Raw genomic sequence first — 15,788 nt, 5'->3', positions numbered from 1 at the left:
AGAATGCTTCTTCGCCGAAAAGCTCTGTCGTTGAACATCACACTCCTCCGATGGAGGCGGGTCATCTGCTCTGAAAGAAAAATTAGAGGCGTTGGTTGTGGGGATACTACGAAGCGAGTAGAGAAGTCCTTTCGGGCGAAAAGGGGACCAGGTACAGAGAACAGCGAAGATGTCCCCACCACGCCACATATTCAGCGACCATAGATAAGGGGGTTCTCCTTGAATTCTTCTCAGTCAGACGAAGTTTTCAAGTCTGAGGTGCATGAGTCCCCGGAATGAAGAAGGAAGAAGTACTGGTTTCCTTGACATTAAGCGAACCTGCCCATAACCTAAAATCGGTGATAGGGTAGACTCAGGTGAACAGAGGAGCCTGCCCCGAAAAGTAGAGTCCCTGGTGTGGAAGCGCTTCCAAAATGCAATCAGATAAGACCGCGACGACGGTGTTATCGAAAGAGTCGTTGCCTGGCAGTGCTTGCCGCACAGTAAGCGTCTCATTTGCGCATCCCTTACGTCTAGTACACCATCTATCATGTACCGAACGATACTCGCTGCCTTGGTAGGAGTATTACTGGCGGTTCCGGGGAGTGTCTTCGCCCAGGAGACCGGAACGATTGCCGGGACCGTCGTGGACAGCACCACTTCTGAGAGCCTTCCTGGAGTAAACGTCGTCGTCCAGGCTTTGAACCGAGGTGCTGCGACCAGATCGGATGGATCCTTTCGGATCACGGGCATTCCCGCTGGAGAGTACGTCCTCAACGTTTCTTTTGTGGGATATCAACAGAAGAGACGGACGGTTCAGGTCGAAGCGAATTCCACGACCAACCTCCGAATTCAATTGGCCACCGAAACGGTCGGGATTGACAATGTCGTCGTAACCGCTCTTGGCGTTGAGCGCGAGGAGCGCGCTGTGACGACGTCTGTCCAGCAGGTTGGGGGAGCGGAGCTCGATGCGACGAACAGCGAGAACTTTATAAACTCCCTGAAGGGAAAGATTGCGGGGGCGAGCATTCGATCCTCCAGTACGATGGGAGGTTCGTCAAACATCATTCTTCGCGGGTATAGCTCCATCAGTGGGGACAATCAGCCGCTCATTGTGATTGACGGCGTGGTGGTCTCAAACCGAAGTCGCCAGACGGGCGATGGGACCGTTGAGGGGAATGGCGGATTCGACTTTGGAAATGCAGCTCAGTCCCTCAACCCGAATAATATCAAGTCCGTCTCTGTTTTGAAGGGACCGTCCGCCGCCGCGCTCTATGGTTCCCGGGGGGCGAACGGCGTCATTCAGATCACGACCAAAAGCGGGGCCAATCTTGAGGGGGAGCTCGGTGTGTCCTTTTCCTCGAGTGTGTCCTTGAGCCAGCCGTACGAGTTCATGGACTACCAGAACCAGTACGGAGGAGGTCCCCCCGGATCGACGTTCTCGACGCTCGACGGGGACTACAAGCAGCAGAGTGAGAGCGATCACTATGTAGCACAGTACGCGGTAGATGAATCGTGGGGACCCCGTCTTGACGGTCGTCCAGTCCGACAGTGGTATAGCTGGGACAACGTGAATGGACTCGAAGGCGAGGCGACGCCCTGGGTCGCGCATCCCGATGCTGTGAAGGACTTTCTGCGGACAGGAACGGTTTATACCAACAACATCGCCTTGTCTCAGCAGACCGACTTCCTGAATTACCGGCTGAGCCTCAACACTCGAAACCAGGGAGGTGTGATGCCGAACGGTTCAATGGACCGATATCAGGTAAACTTCAACGGGTCGGCAGATCTCAGTGAAGAACTGAGGGCGACCGCGTTTGCGAAGTACAGCTACACCAACGTGAAGGGCCGCTCAGGCATGGGCTATGGATTTGAAGAAAACCCCTTCGCTGCGTTCAACACCTTCACGCAGCGACAGCTCAATTACGGGCCGGACAGCTACATGCGGGATTACCAGCGCCCAAACGGCCAGCAGCGAGGCTGGAACTATGCAGGCGTTTCGGGGGCGCAAGGCCCAGTCACGCAGTTTCAGTATACGGACAATCCGTACGTGAATCGATACGAAAACTTCCAGCAGGACGATGAACAGCGTCTGATTGGGAAGGCCGAAGTCGCGTACGACATCATACAGGACCTGACGGGGACTTTCGCCGTGTCGACCGATTACCGGAGTCATCGGTTTGGCGACCGGCGGTCGGGAATCTCGACTGGAGCCCCGGCTGGTTATAGTGAGGACATCATTGAGGAGCAAGAGACGAGCTCTGAGCTCCGCTTCGATTACTCCGGGACACTTACGGAGAGCATTGATTTCTCCTCGTTTGTGGCCGGAAAGGTACGGTACTCGACCTACGAGGAGAATGAGTCGTCAACCAACAATGGTCTGGCGGCGCCGGGAGTATACACGGTCGGGAATTCCGTGGGACGCCCGACTGTGGACGACTACTTTGAGGAGCAAATGGTCTACAGTACCTACGGGCTTGTGAGTCTGGGGTACAACGACATGGTCTATCTCGAAGGGACACTTCGAAACGACTGGTCCTCGACCCTGCCGGCAGACAACAACTCGTATCTCTATCCGTCGATCTCGGCAAACTTCATCTTCACCAGCTTGGATGCACTGCAGGGGCAGGACATCCTGTCGTTCGGAAAAGTGCGTGCGAGTTGGGCGCAGGTGGGCCAAGACACGAGCCCGTACCGGCTGGGGCTTACATATCCGGGCAACGTGCCCTTTCAGGGGCAGCCGCTTCAACAGTTGCAGCGGTCCGCTAATAACCCGGAACTGGAGCGAGAACTGACCACCGGGATTGAATTCGGGGCCAACCTGCGCTTCTTCAATGATCGAGTCAACCTGAATACCACGTACTACCGAGATGTAACGCGAGATCAGATTCTCGCCGTTGACGTCTCTAGTGCATCAGGTTTGAACTCGTCGCTGCTCAACGCCGGAAAGGTGGTAAACCGTGGTTTGGAGGCGAGCCTCACGGTCACACCCGTGCTCACGGAAGGATTTCAGTGGGACGTCACGGCCAACTTCAACAAAAACGTCAACACGGTTGAAGAGCTTGCAGCAGGCCTTCGAACCTACACGATCTCCGATGGCGGTGTGGTGTTTGGGCCGGAGGTTCAGGCGCGAGAAGGAGCTGAATTCGGAGCGCTTGTGCAGCCGGCACTCCGTCGGGATAAAGACGGCGACATCGTGTTCAACCGGGATGGAATTCCACTGACGACCTCGCAGCCCCAGGTGCTGGGAAGCTACGTGCCGGATTGGAAAGGCGGACTCTCAACCACCCTTTCGTACAAAGGGATTACGTTGAGTGCCTTGATCGATGGGCAGATGGGAGGCGAGATCTATTCGCTGTCCAATAAGTTCGGCACCTATAGTGGCCTGCTTGAGTCCACGATTGCCGACAACCAGCGGGAGACCGGCGTCATTCCGGAAGGTGTTGTGTTGCCGGAAGGCACCGATCCCTCTAACGCGTCTCAGGTGCAAGGAATTGACTTCGGAGAAGCCGTGGGGCGCATCCCCGCCGCTAGCTACTGGAAGAACTGGTTTGCAGCCGGAGGCGGCGATCGGTTCATCTACGACGCGACGTATGCGAAGCTGCAAGAGGTGGTGCTGACCTATAGCCTTCCGCAGAGTTGGTTCAATGAGTTTGCCCTTCGACGGGCCAGCGTCTCGGTAACAGGGAGCAACCTCATGTTCCTCTACAAGAAAGCCCCAAATGTGGACCCTTCGGTTACTCTAGGGTCCGGCAACATTCAAGGGGTTGAGGCCGCCAATATTCCACCCCAGCGTCAGTTCACCTTCCGCGTGAACCTGAATTTCTAGTGTGCTGATGGTTGTCCGTCCCCCGGTGCTGTCCACCGGGGGGAACGGGTATGTTACCGGGCTTGCGATCATTTCCAACAGTTGACTGATTCTCTGATATGAGACGTCACGCTACACTTGTACTCCTCCTTGCTGGGGGACTTTCCCTGCTCCTCGCGCTGGGGGGATGCGATAGCCTCTCCAGTTACAACGAGAATCCGAATCAGGCGTCTTCTGCCAATCCGAACAACCTTCTTAGCAACGCCCAGCGGTACATCTCGGAGGAGGTGTTCGGGGGAACTCGGACCATGCGCCGGGCAAACGTCTGGGCGCAGTACACGACCCAGAACTTTTATCCGTCGGAAAGCAGATACTCCCCGGTTGATTACGCGTGGGGAGGGATTTACAACCGACTGAATGATCTTCGGGCCGCCAAAAAGATTGCCCGAGAGCGTCCGAATACGGTCCGAAATCAGGACAACTTTCAGGCTGTGGCCACAATTATGCAGGTGTGGGCCTTCCAGATTCTGACCGATGCGTACGGGGACATCCCCTTTTTTGGGCAGGCGCTTCAGGGACGAGAAAATCGCTCCCCATCCTACACGTCACAGTCCGAAATTTATCCGGTGCTGGTTGATAGCCTAAACACCGCTCTAAGCCGAATTAGTGTGGACGGGGAAGGCCCGTCCGGAGACCTCGTGAATGGGGGGGACATGAGGATGTGGAAGCGGTTTGCCAATGGCTTGAAGATGCGCATCGGACTGCGGGCCTACGACGCAGCCGGGAGCGGAAGCTGGGCCGAACAGGCCGTTACCTCCGCGAATGGCAAGGCCCTTCAGAGCAATGACGACAACGTCTACTTCCAATTCGGGACCAGCTCGGACCACCGAAACAGCTACTACGTGAACCGGGAGGTCGACTTTCGAGACGACTTTGATGGTTCAGAACGATTCATTGAGTTTCTGAAGTCAGGCTATGGCTCGGCGGATCCACGACTGGATGCCTACTTCGAGCAGACCTCCAACAGCAACCGTCCCTGTGAGGATGGAAGTGGGGAGTACAAAGGATTTCCCTTTGCGCAGGAGCAAGGAAGTGCGCAGAGCCTGTACGGCGCGAATCCGACCTGTGTGTTTTCCCGTCCGGAGGCGTGGTTTCCAAATGGGCCCAGTGGTAACGGTGACGCTTTTGCACCAATGATGTACTACGACGAAGTCCTTCTCACGAAGGCCTGGGCCGCTGAGAAGGGGCTGATTAGCGGAAATCCGCAGCAGCTAATTGCGCAGGCCATTAGGGCCTCCGTAGGGTTTTACGCCAGCCAGACGGATGCGGACATTTCGGCTTCGGGGAGTGCTACGCAAGGGTACATCTCAGCGGTGCAGAGCGAATTCTCCTCCGCCCCAATGCAGGTGATCGGTGAGCAGCGCTACATCTCCTTCTACATGCACAACATCCAGGGGTGGTCAACCTGGCGTCGATTTGACTTCGAAGGAGTGCTTGGTTCTCCGGTAGGCGGGGTGGCCGGCGGATTTGATGCCTACGCGCCGCTTCGCGTTGATTATCCAGACTCCGAATACAACCTCAATGAGAGAAATGTGAGGTCGGCCGCAGAGAACATGTGTGGCGGGGTCGAACAAGAGGATGAGGCCTGCCAAATGTGGTGGGATATGGAAGGGCCTCCTTCGGACGCACATGCTAACTAAGGCAGAGAGCTCCCCTCTGGAGATTGGGTAGGGGAGCTCTTGCTTTTCTGCTGAACCGCATATTTCATGCGTCAACTTCGAAACAGTTACGGTACTATGAGACATCGATATCAAACGCTTCTTTTCTTCTGTCTGGCGGTCGCCTTTGTCCTGGCCGGCTGCGACCAGAGCGCACAGAAGGCAGATCCGGAGAACGCCAACCGTTATATCATTAAGCAGGGAGGAACGTCGGCTGGAGACGCAGCAACCGGGTCGTTCTCGGGAGCGAATGAGGTCAGTGTGCCCGACACGGTCGATTACTACGTGCAAGGATACACAGTCGACAAAAGCTATACCTGGTCGGTAAACGACTCGGATCTCCCTACTGCTAGTAATTCCGAGCAGACGTACCGATGGGAAAGTCGAGGGGGCGAGTTCATCACGGTGATGTACACGGCGGACGATCCGATTGCGTCGACCACCGCTACGTCCGATCCCAGTACGGTTTCAATCTCTGTGAATGCAAGTCCGGACGATATCAATGCCGAGACGATTGAGGTGGAAGCGGCGGTTCGGGATAGCATTGGGGGCCAGGTGGCCCGGATTGGGTCCTTTTCCACCCTCGCGACATTGGCCGTTCCCTCCGGAATCGCGGGCATCCTCGGACAAACCCAGTCTACCTTTACGCTCTTTGGCCCCTCTAATGCGTCTCTCGCCTCTGGTGGTGAGGTGGCCGGAGCGATTGGGGGAGTTCCCACACAGGCCGTGGATGCGGATGAGCCAAGAACGTCAAGCGTCCGGGCCGACCTTGTGAAGTATCATGCCGTGCAAGGAAATTCATTCACATCGGAGGACCTGCCGGTATCCAATGTTGAGACGTTGCTCGGAAATACAACGGTGTCGGTGGACGAAAGCATGGTGTCGGATGCTGATATTCCGGCGACGAACGGTGTCATCCATGAGCTTAATACGCCGCTCCTGCCTCCGGTTGCGTCGGCGGACTTCACGGATCGTGCACTGCCGGATACATCGGTCGCTCAGGGAGATACACTCGTCGTGGACGGGGTATATATGCCCGCGGACGGGGGGTTCGTTGTCCTACACGACAAGAGCGAAATGCAAAGTGCAGGCGCAGTGGCGAGTACTGTGGGGGTTTCTGACTACATAGAGGGACCCACGGTCGCTAATGAAGTGAAAATTGCTCTCGACGAGGAATTGAGCGGGGACGTAACCCTCGGGGCCATGCCTCACAAGGACTCGAATGATAATCAGCAGTATGATTTTGCCACTCCTCAAGGAGTGTTGACGGGAAACGACACTCCGTACCAGTTGGAAGGGAATACGGTAATCGACTACGCTGAAATTACAGTAGAGCCGGTTGGGTCGAACTGATCGGCTCGTGTCTACGATAGAAGGTACCGCGGAAGGTCGGCTTGCCCTCTGGGGAAGCCGGCCTTCTCGGTTTGTGCGAGGAATAGACCCCATTCGTCGTTTGTGAACACGAGGGACTCAGTTCAGGAGCATTGGGCTTGAAGAGGGCTTCTGTTCTGTTGCGTTCTGTCAGGTTGGAGGATCCGCCGTCCTCGTTGTTTGGGTAGAGAGACAGTGTCATCTATTCCGATCATTCGACAACCAGGTTGACATCATGATGAGATCCGCGATTTTTGGCCTTCTCTCCCTTGGGTTTCTTTTTGCTAGTTGTGCAACTTCTTCTCAGCCGGTAACTACGACCTATGATTCCACGTCGAATCGTACGACGTACGAAACCGGCGAGATGCGCCTGAATGGTCTGGAGTTGACGTCGGGGCTTCAGAAGCGAAATCGGTTTTACATGCAGGTTGTTGGACGCTGTAAGGGAGAAGGTTGTGTACCGTCGACGTATGATCTTCATTTTGTGAAGCGGGGTCCACAACCTGTCAATCTTGAAGCACGCACTTTATCGCTCACGGTTGGCACGGAGACCATCAAGTGGAATGATCCGCAGACCCGGGAGGTCACGCAGACGTCAACAGTGCGGAGTGGTACCTTCGCAAAGGTCGACGTATCGGGGCGTCAACTATCGACAATCGGAAACGTGTCCACTGTATCGGGCTCTGTAGGAGGGAATAGTTTTAGCATCTCGCACGAAAATCGAGCTCCAATTCGTTCTCTTCTTTCTCGTTTGGAGCAAGTACCAGCTGATTCTGTCGGGGCACGTTCCTAAGAAGTCGGACGGGCATTCTGTGGACTCCGACTGTCGGGGAGTCCATGCGCCATGTCTTTTGCATTCGCCAGGAGATTTATTTCGGCACTTTTTAGCGATTTCGCCCCCTATGACTTGGGAGTCACGTCAATTCCCCAAGCAGTTTCGGGGGGAAGAGATGGTCACACGAGAATATTCTACTCTCGTCCGCACGCCTTGTGTAGAGCACCTAACGATGAATCCCCCCTCTACCTTCATAGTCGTTGGGATGTCCTCGTTCGTGCCCTGTCACGGGAGGCTCAAAGAACGGCAGCGGGGGCCATGTTGGACACTGATTGCTCTACTGGTTGTCGGAAGCATGTTGGCGTGGGTTCCTCCGGTCTGGGGACAACAGGGAGGGCAAGACGTTGTGGTTCAGGGCTTCGTTCGCGACGTGGCAGATGGGCAATCGTTGCAAGGAGCCAACGTCGCCATCCGGTCGCCTTCCGGTGTGGTGGAGGAAGCAGCAACCACCAATGGACGTGGGTTTTACCAGATGTCTGGGATTGCACCGGGACAGTACCAACTGACGATCAGCTTCGTCGGTTATCGAGCTTATCAAGATACGCTACAGTTGAGTGCCGGCTCGCGTCAAACCATATCGATTGCATTAAAGCAGCAGCCACGTCGTCTCGATGAAGTAACCATTCGTGGCCGGGCGGGAGTTGAAGAGTCAGAGGCTGGACTTCAGGAAATCCGGAGGGCTGAGATCGAGAGGGTTCCCACTCCGGGTCCAGGTGGGGATTTGGCTTCGTACCTGCGGCGTTTGCCAGGGGTCACCGCAATAGGAGATCGGGGTGGACGACTCTTCGTGAGAGGAGGGAGGCCCTCACAAAATCTTGTGCTTGTTGATGGCATTCCCGTTTACAAGCCCTTTCACATCATCGGGTTCTATTCGGCATTTCCGAGCGAATTGGTCTCGAGTGCAGACTTTTACGCAGGCGGGTTTGGTGCAGAGCATATGGGGCGTATTTCGTCAGTCCTCGACGTTCAGTTCCGCTCTGGGAATACAAAAGAATATGAGGGGAGCATCGGTATCGGGCCTTTTTTGGCGACGGCGCACGCGGAGGGTCCTCTTGAGACGGGGGCCAAGTCCTTTCTCGTCCATGCACGGCATTCTGTGGTAGAATATGCGGGTCCTTCGCTGACTGGGGAAGAGACCCCGTATCGATTTTACGATGTCGTGGCGAAGGTCCAGACCCAGGGAGGGTCGAGTCAGTGTTCATTTATGGGACTGCGTACCTATGATCGAGGGCGAATCGATCCGGACCAAAAGGCCTCAATCCGCTGGGACAACACCAGTGTTGGAGGCGATTGCCTTCTCTTTTCGGGGCAATCGGCACAAACGCTCGACGTGAGTTTCGGGACGAGTCACTTCAATAATACGGTCCGATCATCGGACGGAACGGTGCGCACTGCTGGAACCTGGAAAGTACATGGCCGATGGCAGCTTGCCCAGCCATTGCTCGATGGAACTCTGCAGTGGGGGGGAGCAGTCCATGCTGACAAGTATGCCCTTAAGCTGAATGAGCCCTTTTTAGGACTCGCGACCGCGCAGAAGGATCGATTTCTGATGAGCGCGTCGACGCACGTAGGGGGCAGTTGGACCTGGAACGATCGCCTAACCCTGCAGCCAAGCGTTGGTACTCAGGCCTTGTTTGCCTGGGACGGTCTTTCTATTGATCCTCGACTTCGATTCTCGTATCGGCCTGGGGGGAGCAACACGATGAAGATCACCGCCGCGGCTGGACTCTACCATCAATTTGCGGCTGGGATCACGGACGAGCGTGATGCTGGGTCCTCGTTTCAGGTTTGGCTGCCCTCTCCATTCGAGAACACCCCGCTTGAAGCACAACACGCCCTCCTTGGCTGGAAGCACCAGCTGCTTTCGGCTCTCCGCTTTTCAGTGGAGGGATGGTACAAGCAATTTCGAGATTTGCCTGTACCACGGTGGACGCCCATCGTCCGGTTTAACACTGAGCTTACCCGGGCGGAGGGGACGGCCTACGGAGCCGATGTTTCGCTGGTCTATGATGCCGATCCGCTCCGGATAAATGCTCAGTACGGTTATGGTACGGTTACCTATCGATCCGGAAGGGAGCGACTCGGGGCGTGGGGGGGACAGGACCTCGTTGAGTATACCCCTCCACACGATATTCGGCATAAGGTTGGGCTGACTACCAGTTTCCGTACGGGGTGGGTCCAGGCCAATCTTCGGTGGCAATACAGCACCGGCGGTCCCTACACGCAGGTATATGGATATGATACACTCCTCGAAATTCGAGGGCTTCGGGAATCTCCCGAGGAGGTGGTTGGAATCCCGCGGACCTTTTACGATCGGCCGTACGATGCTCGGCTCCCCGCCTACCATCGGCTTGATGTGTCCCTTCGAAAAACCTTCGATGTGAGCTCAGAAGTAGGGGTTACCGCTGAGGCAGGAGCCATCAATGTATACAATCGCGCCAATGTGTTCTACGTTGACATATTCACGCTCAACCGTGTTGATCAGCTGCCGCTTCTCCCGTACGTCTCAGTGAAGATCGACATCCAATAGACGGAGCGGGACCTGAAGTTTATTTTGGCGTCTCAGGTTCACGTTCATGAATGGCGTTCATATGGTACCATCCACCCGTCAGTGTTTGGTTTGGGGAATGCTTCTTCTAGGGGGCCTCTTTCTCCTTGAGGGGTGTGATCCCACTGTGGACGTTTTGGAGCCCTCCGAGCAGTACCAGTACAGTCTCTTTGCCGCGCTCAACGTGGCCGCCGATACACAGGTGGTGCGCGTTGAGCCCATTGGTGACACGACGCAGGTCGGAAGCCCTCCTGAATTAGAGGCCCGCGTCCTTCTCAAGAATCTCGATACCGGTACACAGGTGCGCCTGCAGGACACCTACGAGACCGTAGGACAGGTGGCAACGGTGCACAACTTTCGAACAACTCACGCACTTCAGGCGGGCACGTCATACCGTCTCATTGTTCAGAAGAAGGGCAAGCCCGTCACAACGGCCACGACCACGACCCCAAAGCGGCCTCCCACGCTCCTTCATTCTGTTGAGGGAGAAACGCAACCGTTCCTGCTTCCCTGTGAATTTGACGCTCAAGGAAATCCAGCGGAGCGACAGAATACGTTTTCCGTGAGGGCCAAACACCTCGACCATCTAGCGGCCGTCAAGGTCTACTATCCACTGGGCCGGTCGAACAGTGCACCCGAGGGGGCGGGAGGCATTGACTACCTTGACGAAGCGGAGCATCGTGACGGGGAGGGATACCGGCTTCCCATTTTTTACGGTCAGGATTTGCATGCTCTGTTTCGAGGGACAGAGAACCGGTGCGTGCCGCGCTCTGCGTTTGTGCATCCGTTCGCGACGGTCGTGGTCGCGGCTGGAGGCCCGGACTGGCCCCAGTGGAGAGAAGCATCCCTCGACAACCTGGCGCGCCCCGACACATTCTCAAACGTAAAAGGGGGGCACGGATTCGTCGGGTCGATTTACACCGACACTGTACGGGTTCCCATCGAAGCTCGGGAGTAGCCAGTGGCAAATGGACTACAGAAAAGAGGGAGGAGGCCAATACAGAGGCAAGAGACTTCCAATCTGAGCCAACAATTCCAACTCTTCAACTCAACCTGCCTAATCGGCGGCGTGCCTTACACAAGAAAGATGAGGAAAGGGAGAATGCATTCGTCCTGTCTGCTTTGAAAATGAGTAGCCGAAATCAAGATACAATCGCACTAGGGGGATAAACAGACCAAGTAACACCGCCCCAAAAAGAAAAAAGGCTGCCCTCTCCGTCGCCGGAGAAGGCAGCCCTTTCGTTTCGTGCATCGGCGTGTGCCGCGAGGGCACGCGCGGATGGATGGGTTACATCATGCCACCCATGCCACCCATGCCGCCCATGCCGCCCATGCCGCCGGCACCGCCAGCAGGCATTCCGCCGCCGGCACCGCCGCCACCGCCGTCGTCATCATCGTCCTCGCTGTCGAGGTCCGCGATGACGGACTCAGTGGTCAGCAGCATGCCGCCCACGGATGCGGCGTTCTCCAGCGCGGAGCGTGTGACCTTCGTCGGGTCGAGCACGCCTTCGTCGCGGAGGTCGCCGTAGGTTTCGGAGCGGGCGTTGAAGCCGAAGTCGTCCTCGCCTTCTTTCACCTTCTGAACCACGATGGATCCCTCGTGTCCGGTGTTCGTGGCGATCTGGCGCAGCGGGGCTTCGAGCGCCGTCTTGACGATATCGATACCAATCGCCTGGTCCTCGTTCTCGCCTTCCACACCTTCGAGGGCTTCGAGGGCACGGAGATAGGCTACGCCGCCGCCCGGCAGGACGCCTTCGTCCACGGCCGCACGCGTCGCGCTGAGAGCGTCTTCGACGAGGGCCTTCTTCGCCTTCATCTCAGGCTCGGTGGCCGCGCCGACATTGAGCACAGCAACGCCGCCCGCGAGCTTCGCCAGGCGCTCCTGCAGCTTCTCCTGGTCGTAGTCGGAGGTGGAGTTCTCGATCTGCTGCCGGATCTGGTTGACCCGCGCGTTGATCTCTTCCTGCGAGCCGGCACCGTCCACGATCGTCGTGTTGTCCTGGTCGATCGTGATGCGGTCGGCCTGCCCAAGGTAGTCGAGCGTGGCGTTTTCGAGGCGATAGCCCTTCTCCTCGCTGATGACCGTACCGCCGGTCAGCACAGCGATGTCTTCGAGCATCGACTGGCGACGGTCACCGAAGCCAGGCGCCTTCACGGCAGCGACCTTCAGCGTGCCGCGCAGCTTATTCACCACGAGCGTGGCAAGGGCTTCGCCCTCCACGTCCTCGGCGATGATCAGCAGCGGGTTGCTCGTCTGCGAGACCTTCTCCAGGAGGGGGAGAAGATCCTGCATGTTGCTGATCGAGTCGTCGTAGATCAGCACATATGCGTCTTCGAGCACTGCCTCCATCTCCTCGGAGTCCGTCACGAAGTACGGGCTCTGGTAGCCACGGTCGAACTGCATGCCTTCGACCACGTCGAGGTGCGTCTCAATGCCGCGGGCCTCTTCCACGGTAATGACGCCGTCCTGGCCCACCTTTTCAAAGGCGTCGGCGATCAGCTCGCCCACGTCATCGTCGTTGTTGGCCGAGATCGTGGCAACCTGCTGGATGCGGTCTTTGCCCTCAACGATCTCACTCTGCTCGCGCAGGTGCTCCACAACCTTCTGGGCACCAAGGTCAATCCCACGCTTGATCTCCATCGGGTTGGCACCGGCGGTCACGCTCTTCAGACCGGCGTTGATGACGGACTCCGCGAGAACGGTAGCCGTCGTCGTTCCGTCGCCTGCCGCGTCGTTGGTCTTCGACGCCGCTTCCTTCAGCAGCTGGGCTCCGATGTTCGGAATCTTTTCTTTCAGTTCAATCTCCTTTGCGACGGTGACGCCGTCCTTCGTGATGGTCGGGGATCCGAAGGACTTCTCAAGGACCACGTTCCGACCCTTCGGGCCGAGCGTGACCTTGACGGCACGCGCCATCTTGTCCACGCCCTCCTTAAGGGCGTTTCGTGCCTCAGAATCAAACTTGATCTGTTTGGCCATAATGTAGGGTTGTAATTGATTCGTTATGAGTGCAGCTCAGTAGTCGTGTGCGACCGCGGGTGGGAGAATCCTCCTCCGCCGCGAGGGGCACAGTGCTATCCTTCGACAACTCCGAAGATGTCGCTCTCGCGCATGATGAGGTACTCGTCCCCATCGAGGGTAACTTCAGTGCCCGCATACTTTCCATAGAGGACCTGATCGCCCTCTTCGACGGTCATCTCGATCCGGTTGCCGTTTTCCACGCGGCCCGGACCGATTGCGACGACCGTGCCTTCCTGGGGCTTCTCCTTTGCCGAATCCGGAATGTACAGACCACTTTCGGTCTTATCATCGGCCGGCTTCGGCTGGACGACGACGCGGTCGCCAAGAGGTTTGATGCTCGTCATGATCGGTTCAGACTGACTTCTTGTGAGTGATGTGCGGTAGGATTCTTCATTGTTGTTATCACTCGCCAGTGGTGAGTGATAACAACGCGTCATACCCAACAGGCCCATTTCCGTCTATGTTTCCGCTGCCGGAAGGGGTTGTGGTGAAGATCCTTTAGTGCGACGATCTTCTCCTGATCACAGTGGTTCTGTGACGGCTTCCTGTATTTGGAAAAAGGACACCTTCCTTCCGGCCAGCAGCAGTGCGTCAGCCCCGAGGACGGAGGGGGCGGACCACCAGTTCGGAGATGAGATGGTTGGCCGGCGACTCCAGTACGTGCACGACGGTGGCGGCTAGATCTTCGGGCTGGAGGGGGTTATCCGTCATGTCGACCCCTGCTACATCGAAGAAGTTGGTTTCCGTGGAGCCGGGATAGATACACGTGACGCGGATGCCATCGTCGCGCACTTCCTTCATGAGCGACTCGCTAAAGCCGCGCACTCCGAATTTGCTTGCGTTGTACGCTGTGAGGTTGGGATTGCCGAGCAGACCGGCGATGGAGGCTATGTTCACGATGTGGCCTCCGAAGCCCGAATCCTCGTTCTGTGAGCGCATGGTGGGTACGACCTCTCGGGTGCAGAGGAAGACGCCGCGCAGGTTTGTCTCCATCTGCACGTCCCAATCCTCAACCGGCAGATCATCGACAGGGCCGAACTGGCCGAGCCCGGCGTTGTTGAGAAGTACGTCGATTCGGTCGCTTTCCTCGCGAACGGTCTCGAAGGCATCGGCCACCTGCTCTTCGTCACGTACATCACACGGAAGGGGGCGAAATGCGTCGCCGAAATCGTTCTGCAGGGCGTTCAATTTGTCGGAACTCCGAGCGAGGCCGTACACGACGGCTCCTCGTCCAATCAATGAGTTAGCAAAGTGCGTCCCGAGGCCGCTGCTGGCCCCAGTAACGACAGCGACGGCGTCGCTCAAGTCCATGATCGTGCGGGAGGGTTATTTCGAAAGGCCGTGAGGCGAGTATCTATGACCCATGGTACCGATCAGGACGAAGTGGGATTGCCTCTTGAGGTGAGGGTCGTGTGACGAATTCGGTTCTTAACCGGGGGCTGGGGGCACAGAGGTCCCAGACGACGCATCAGAGTCCGTTGCACTGCGGGCTTCTGCCCAAGTGTTGTGGGTGAGGAGGAGTTGTTTGGCTTCGGCGAGGGATACGTCGAGGGTATCGAGGATCAGTTGCACCGCTTCGAGGCGCGAGTGGCCGTCGCGTCGGAGTCGGCGAAATGTTGTTTCAATCTGTTCATCGTCGTCGGGAGTATTGTCGGAGGGGGACGTGCGTTCGTTGGGCATGGGCTCGTGCGCAGGCGCTAGAGGTTAAAGGGGGCGTTGTTGGGGAGAGGAAAATCTTATTCCCCTGTTATACTTTTGTGATAACATGTAGCGCATGTGAAGGTACACGAGGATGATAGTAAGGACGAGGGAGTCCAATCCTCTTGAATGTTTACCTCATTCCACAGTCGCCATGGAAATGCCCCAGCCCTGCACCGCAGAGGACCCGAAGGTTGATGCGCTCAAAGCCGGAAGTGAGCACGCGTTTCGCTGTCTTTTTGAACAGGAACGGGAGCGCCTTCACAATTTCGTTTGGAAAATTGTGGGCGATGCTGATGAGGCCGAGAACATTGTCCAGGAAGCCTTTGCCGAAGCCTACCGACAGATTGACTCATTTCGAGGGGAGGCGAAGGTGTCCACGTGGCTATTTTCAATTGCCCGGCATCTGGCGTACGGTCACGTGCGGAAGTCGAAGCGTCACAATTACAAGGAGCACGAAATCCTCGAGTTCTTGCAGGCAGAACAGAATGAGGGAACGACTGTGACAGAGAAGGCGGTGGAGACCGCGGAGCGCAAGCGGATTGTGCACGACGCTCTCCAGGAACTGCCGGAGCATTACCGGCGCGTGGTACAACTCAGGGACCTCGAAGAGAAGTCAACCACGGAGACCGCCGAGCGGCTTGGACTTACGGAAGTCAATGTACGCGTTCGGCTTCACCGAGCCCGGAAGCAGCTTCGAGGACATCTCTGTAAGCGAATGGAGTATTGAGCGGAGAGAGCCCGAAAGCGGCCCCGAGATCTTCCAGAGCGGGGAGAGAGTGTGGAGGCAACGTTCTCATTACCGATGCCGC

10 protein-coding genes and 1 pseudogene are annotated in these 15,788 nt (G+C 56.9%); 7 read left to right on the top strand and 4 right to left on the bottom strand.

The window, feature by feature from the left end; genetic code table 11:
• Positions 1-529: 529 nt before the first annotated feature.
• From BSZ35_RS02355 to BSZ35_RS02335, 6 genes and pseudogenes are all read left to right on the top strand, one after another.
• On the top strand, positions 530-3,808 hold the full coding sequence (locus tag BSZ35_RS02355) for a SusC/RagA family TonB-linked outer membrane protein (protein ID WP_105010952.1): 3,279 nt from the start codon (positions 530-532) through the stop codon (positions 3,806-3,808).
• 98 nt (positions 3,809-3,906) lie between these two features.
• Positions 3,907-5,487, top strand: a complete 1,581-nt coding sequence (locus tag BSZ35_RS02350; protein ID WP_105010951.1) for a SusD/RagB family nutrient-binding outer membrane lipoprotein — start codon at positions 3,907-3,909, stop codon at positions 5,485-5,487.
• A 96-nt stretch (positions 5,488-5,583) separates the two neighbouring features.
• Positions 5,584-6,858, top strand: a complete 1,275-nt coding sequence (locus BSZ35_RS02345; protein ID WP_105010950.1) for a fasciclin domain-containing protein — start codon at positions 5,584-5,586, stop codon at positions 6,856-6,858.
• Between the two features lie 920 nt (positions 6,859-7,778).
• Positions 7,779-8,630, top strand: a pseudogene (locus tag BSZ35_RS20095) (carboxypeptidase regulatory-like domain-containing protein); the annotation flags it as partial.
• A gap of 285 nt (positions 8,631-8,915) precedes the next feature.
• Complete coding sequence (locus BSZ35_RS19805) at positions 8,916-10,241, top strand: hypothetical protein (protein ID WP_258096787.1); 1,326 nt, start codon at positions 8,916-8,918, stop codon at positions 10,239-10,241.
• 97 nt (positions 10,242-10,338) lie between these two features.
• The gene (locus BSZ35_RS02335) at positions 10,339-11,217 is read left to right on the top strand and encodes a hypothetical protein (RefSeq protein WP_258096038.1); all 879 of its coding nucleotides are present in this window, start codon (positions 10,339-10,341) and stop codon (positions 11,215-11,217) included.
• 330 nt (positions 11,218-11,547) lie between these two features.
• Here the strand turns inward: BSZ35_RS02335 and groL are convergent, their stop codons facing one another.
• From groL to BSZ35_RS02315, 4 genes are all read right to left on the bottom strand, one after another.
• Positions 11,548-13,236 carry a chaperonin GroEL gene (gene groL, locus BSZ35_RS02330; RefSeq protein ID WP_105010947.1) on the bottom strand — a complete coding sequence of 563 codons (1,689 nt, stop codon included), beginning with the start codon at positions 13,234-13,236 and terminating at the stop codon, positions 11,548-11,550.
• Positions 13,237-13,331: 95 nt separating this feature from the next.
• A complete protein-coding gene (groES, locus tag BSZ35_RS02325) occupies positions 13,332-13,622 on the bottom strand; it encodes a co-chaperone GroES (protein WP_105010946.1) in 291 nt (96 codons plus the stop codon).
• A 247-nt stretch (positions 13,623-13,869) separates the two neighbouring features.
• Positions 13,870-14,589: an SDR family NAD(P)-dependent oxidoreductase gene (locus BSZ35_RS02320; protein ID WP_105010945.1), complete on the bottom strand. Its 720-nt coding sequence runs from the start codon at positions 14,587-14,589 to the stop codon at positions 13,870-13,872.
• A 117-nt stretch (positions 14,590-14,706) separates the two neighbouring features.
• Positions 14,707-14,958 carry a hypothetical protein gene (locus BSZ35_RS02315; protein ID WP_105010944.1) on the bottom strand — a complete coding sequence of 84 codons (252 nt, stop codon included), beginning with the start codon at positions 14,956-14,958 and terminating at the stop codon, positions 14,707-14,709.
• Positions 14,959-15,136: 178 nt separating this feature from the next.
• On the opposite strand from BSZ35_RS02315, the gene BSZ35_RS02310 reads away from it, so the two are divergent.
• Positions 15,137-15,706, top strand: a complete 570-nt coding sequence (locus BSZ35_RS02310) for a sigma-70 family RNA polymerase sigma factor (RefSeq protein WP_258096037.1) — start codon at positions 15,137-15,139, stop codon at positions 15,704-15,706.
• The last annotated feature ends 82 nt before the right edge of the window (positions 15,707-15,788 follow it).

The sequence above is a fragment of the Salinibacter sp. 10B genome (assembly GCF_002954405.1).
Classification (GTDB): domain Bacteria; phylum Bacteroidota; class Rhodothermia; order Rhodothermales; family Salinibacteraceae; genus Salinibacter.
Note: the sequence above shows the minus strand (reverse complement) of the source record. Positions and strands in the feature narration are given on the sequence as shown.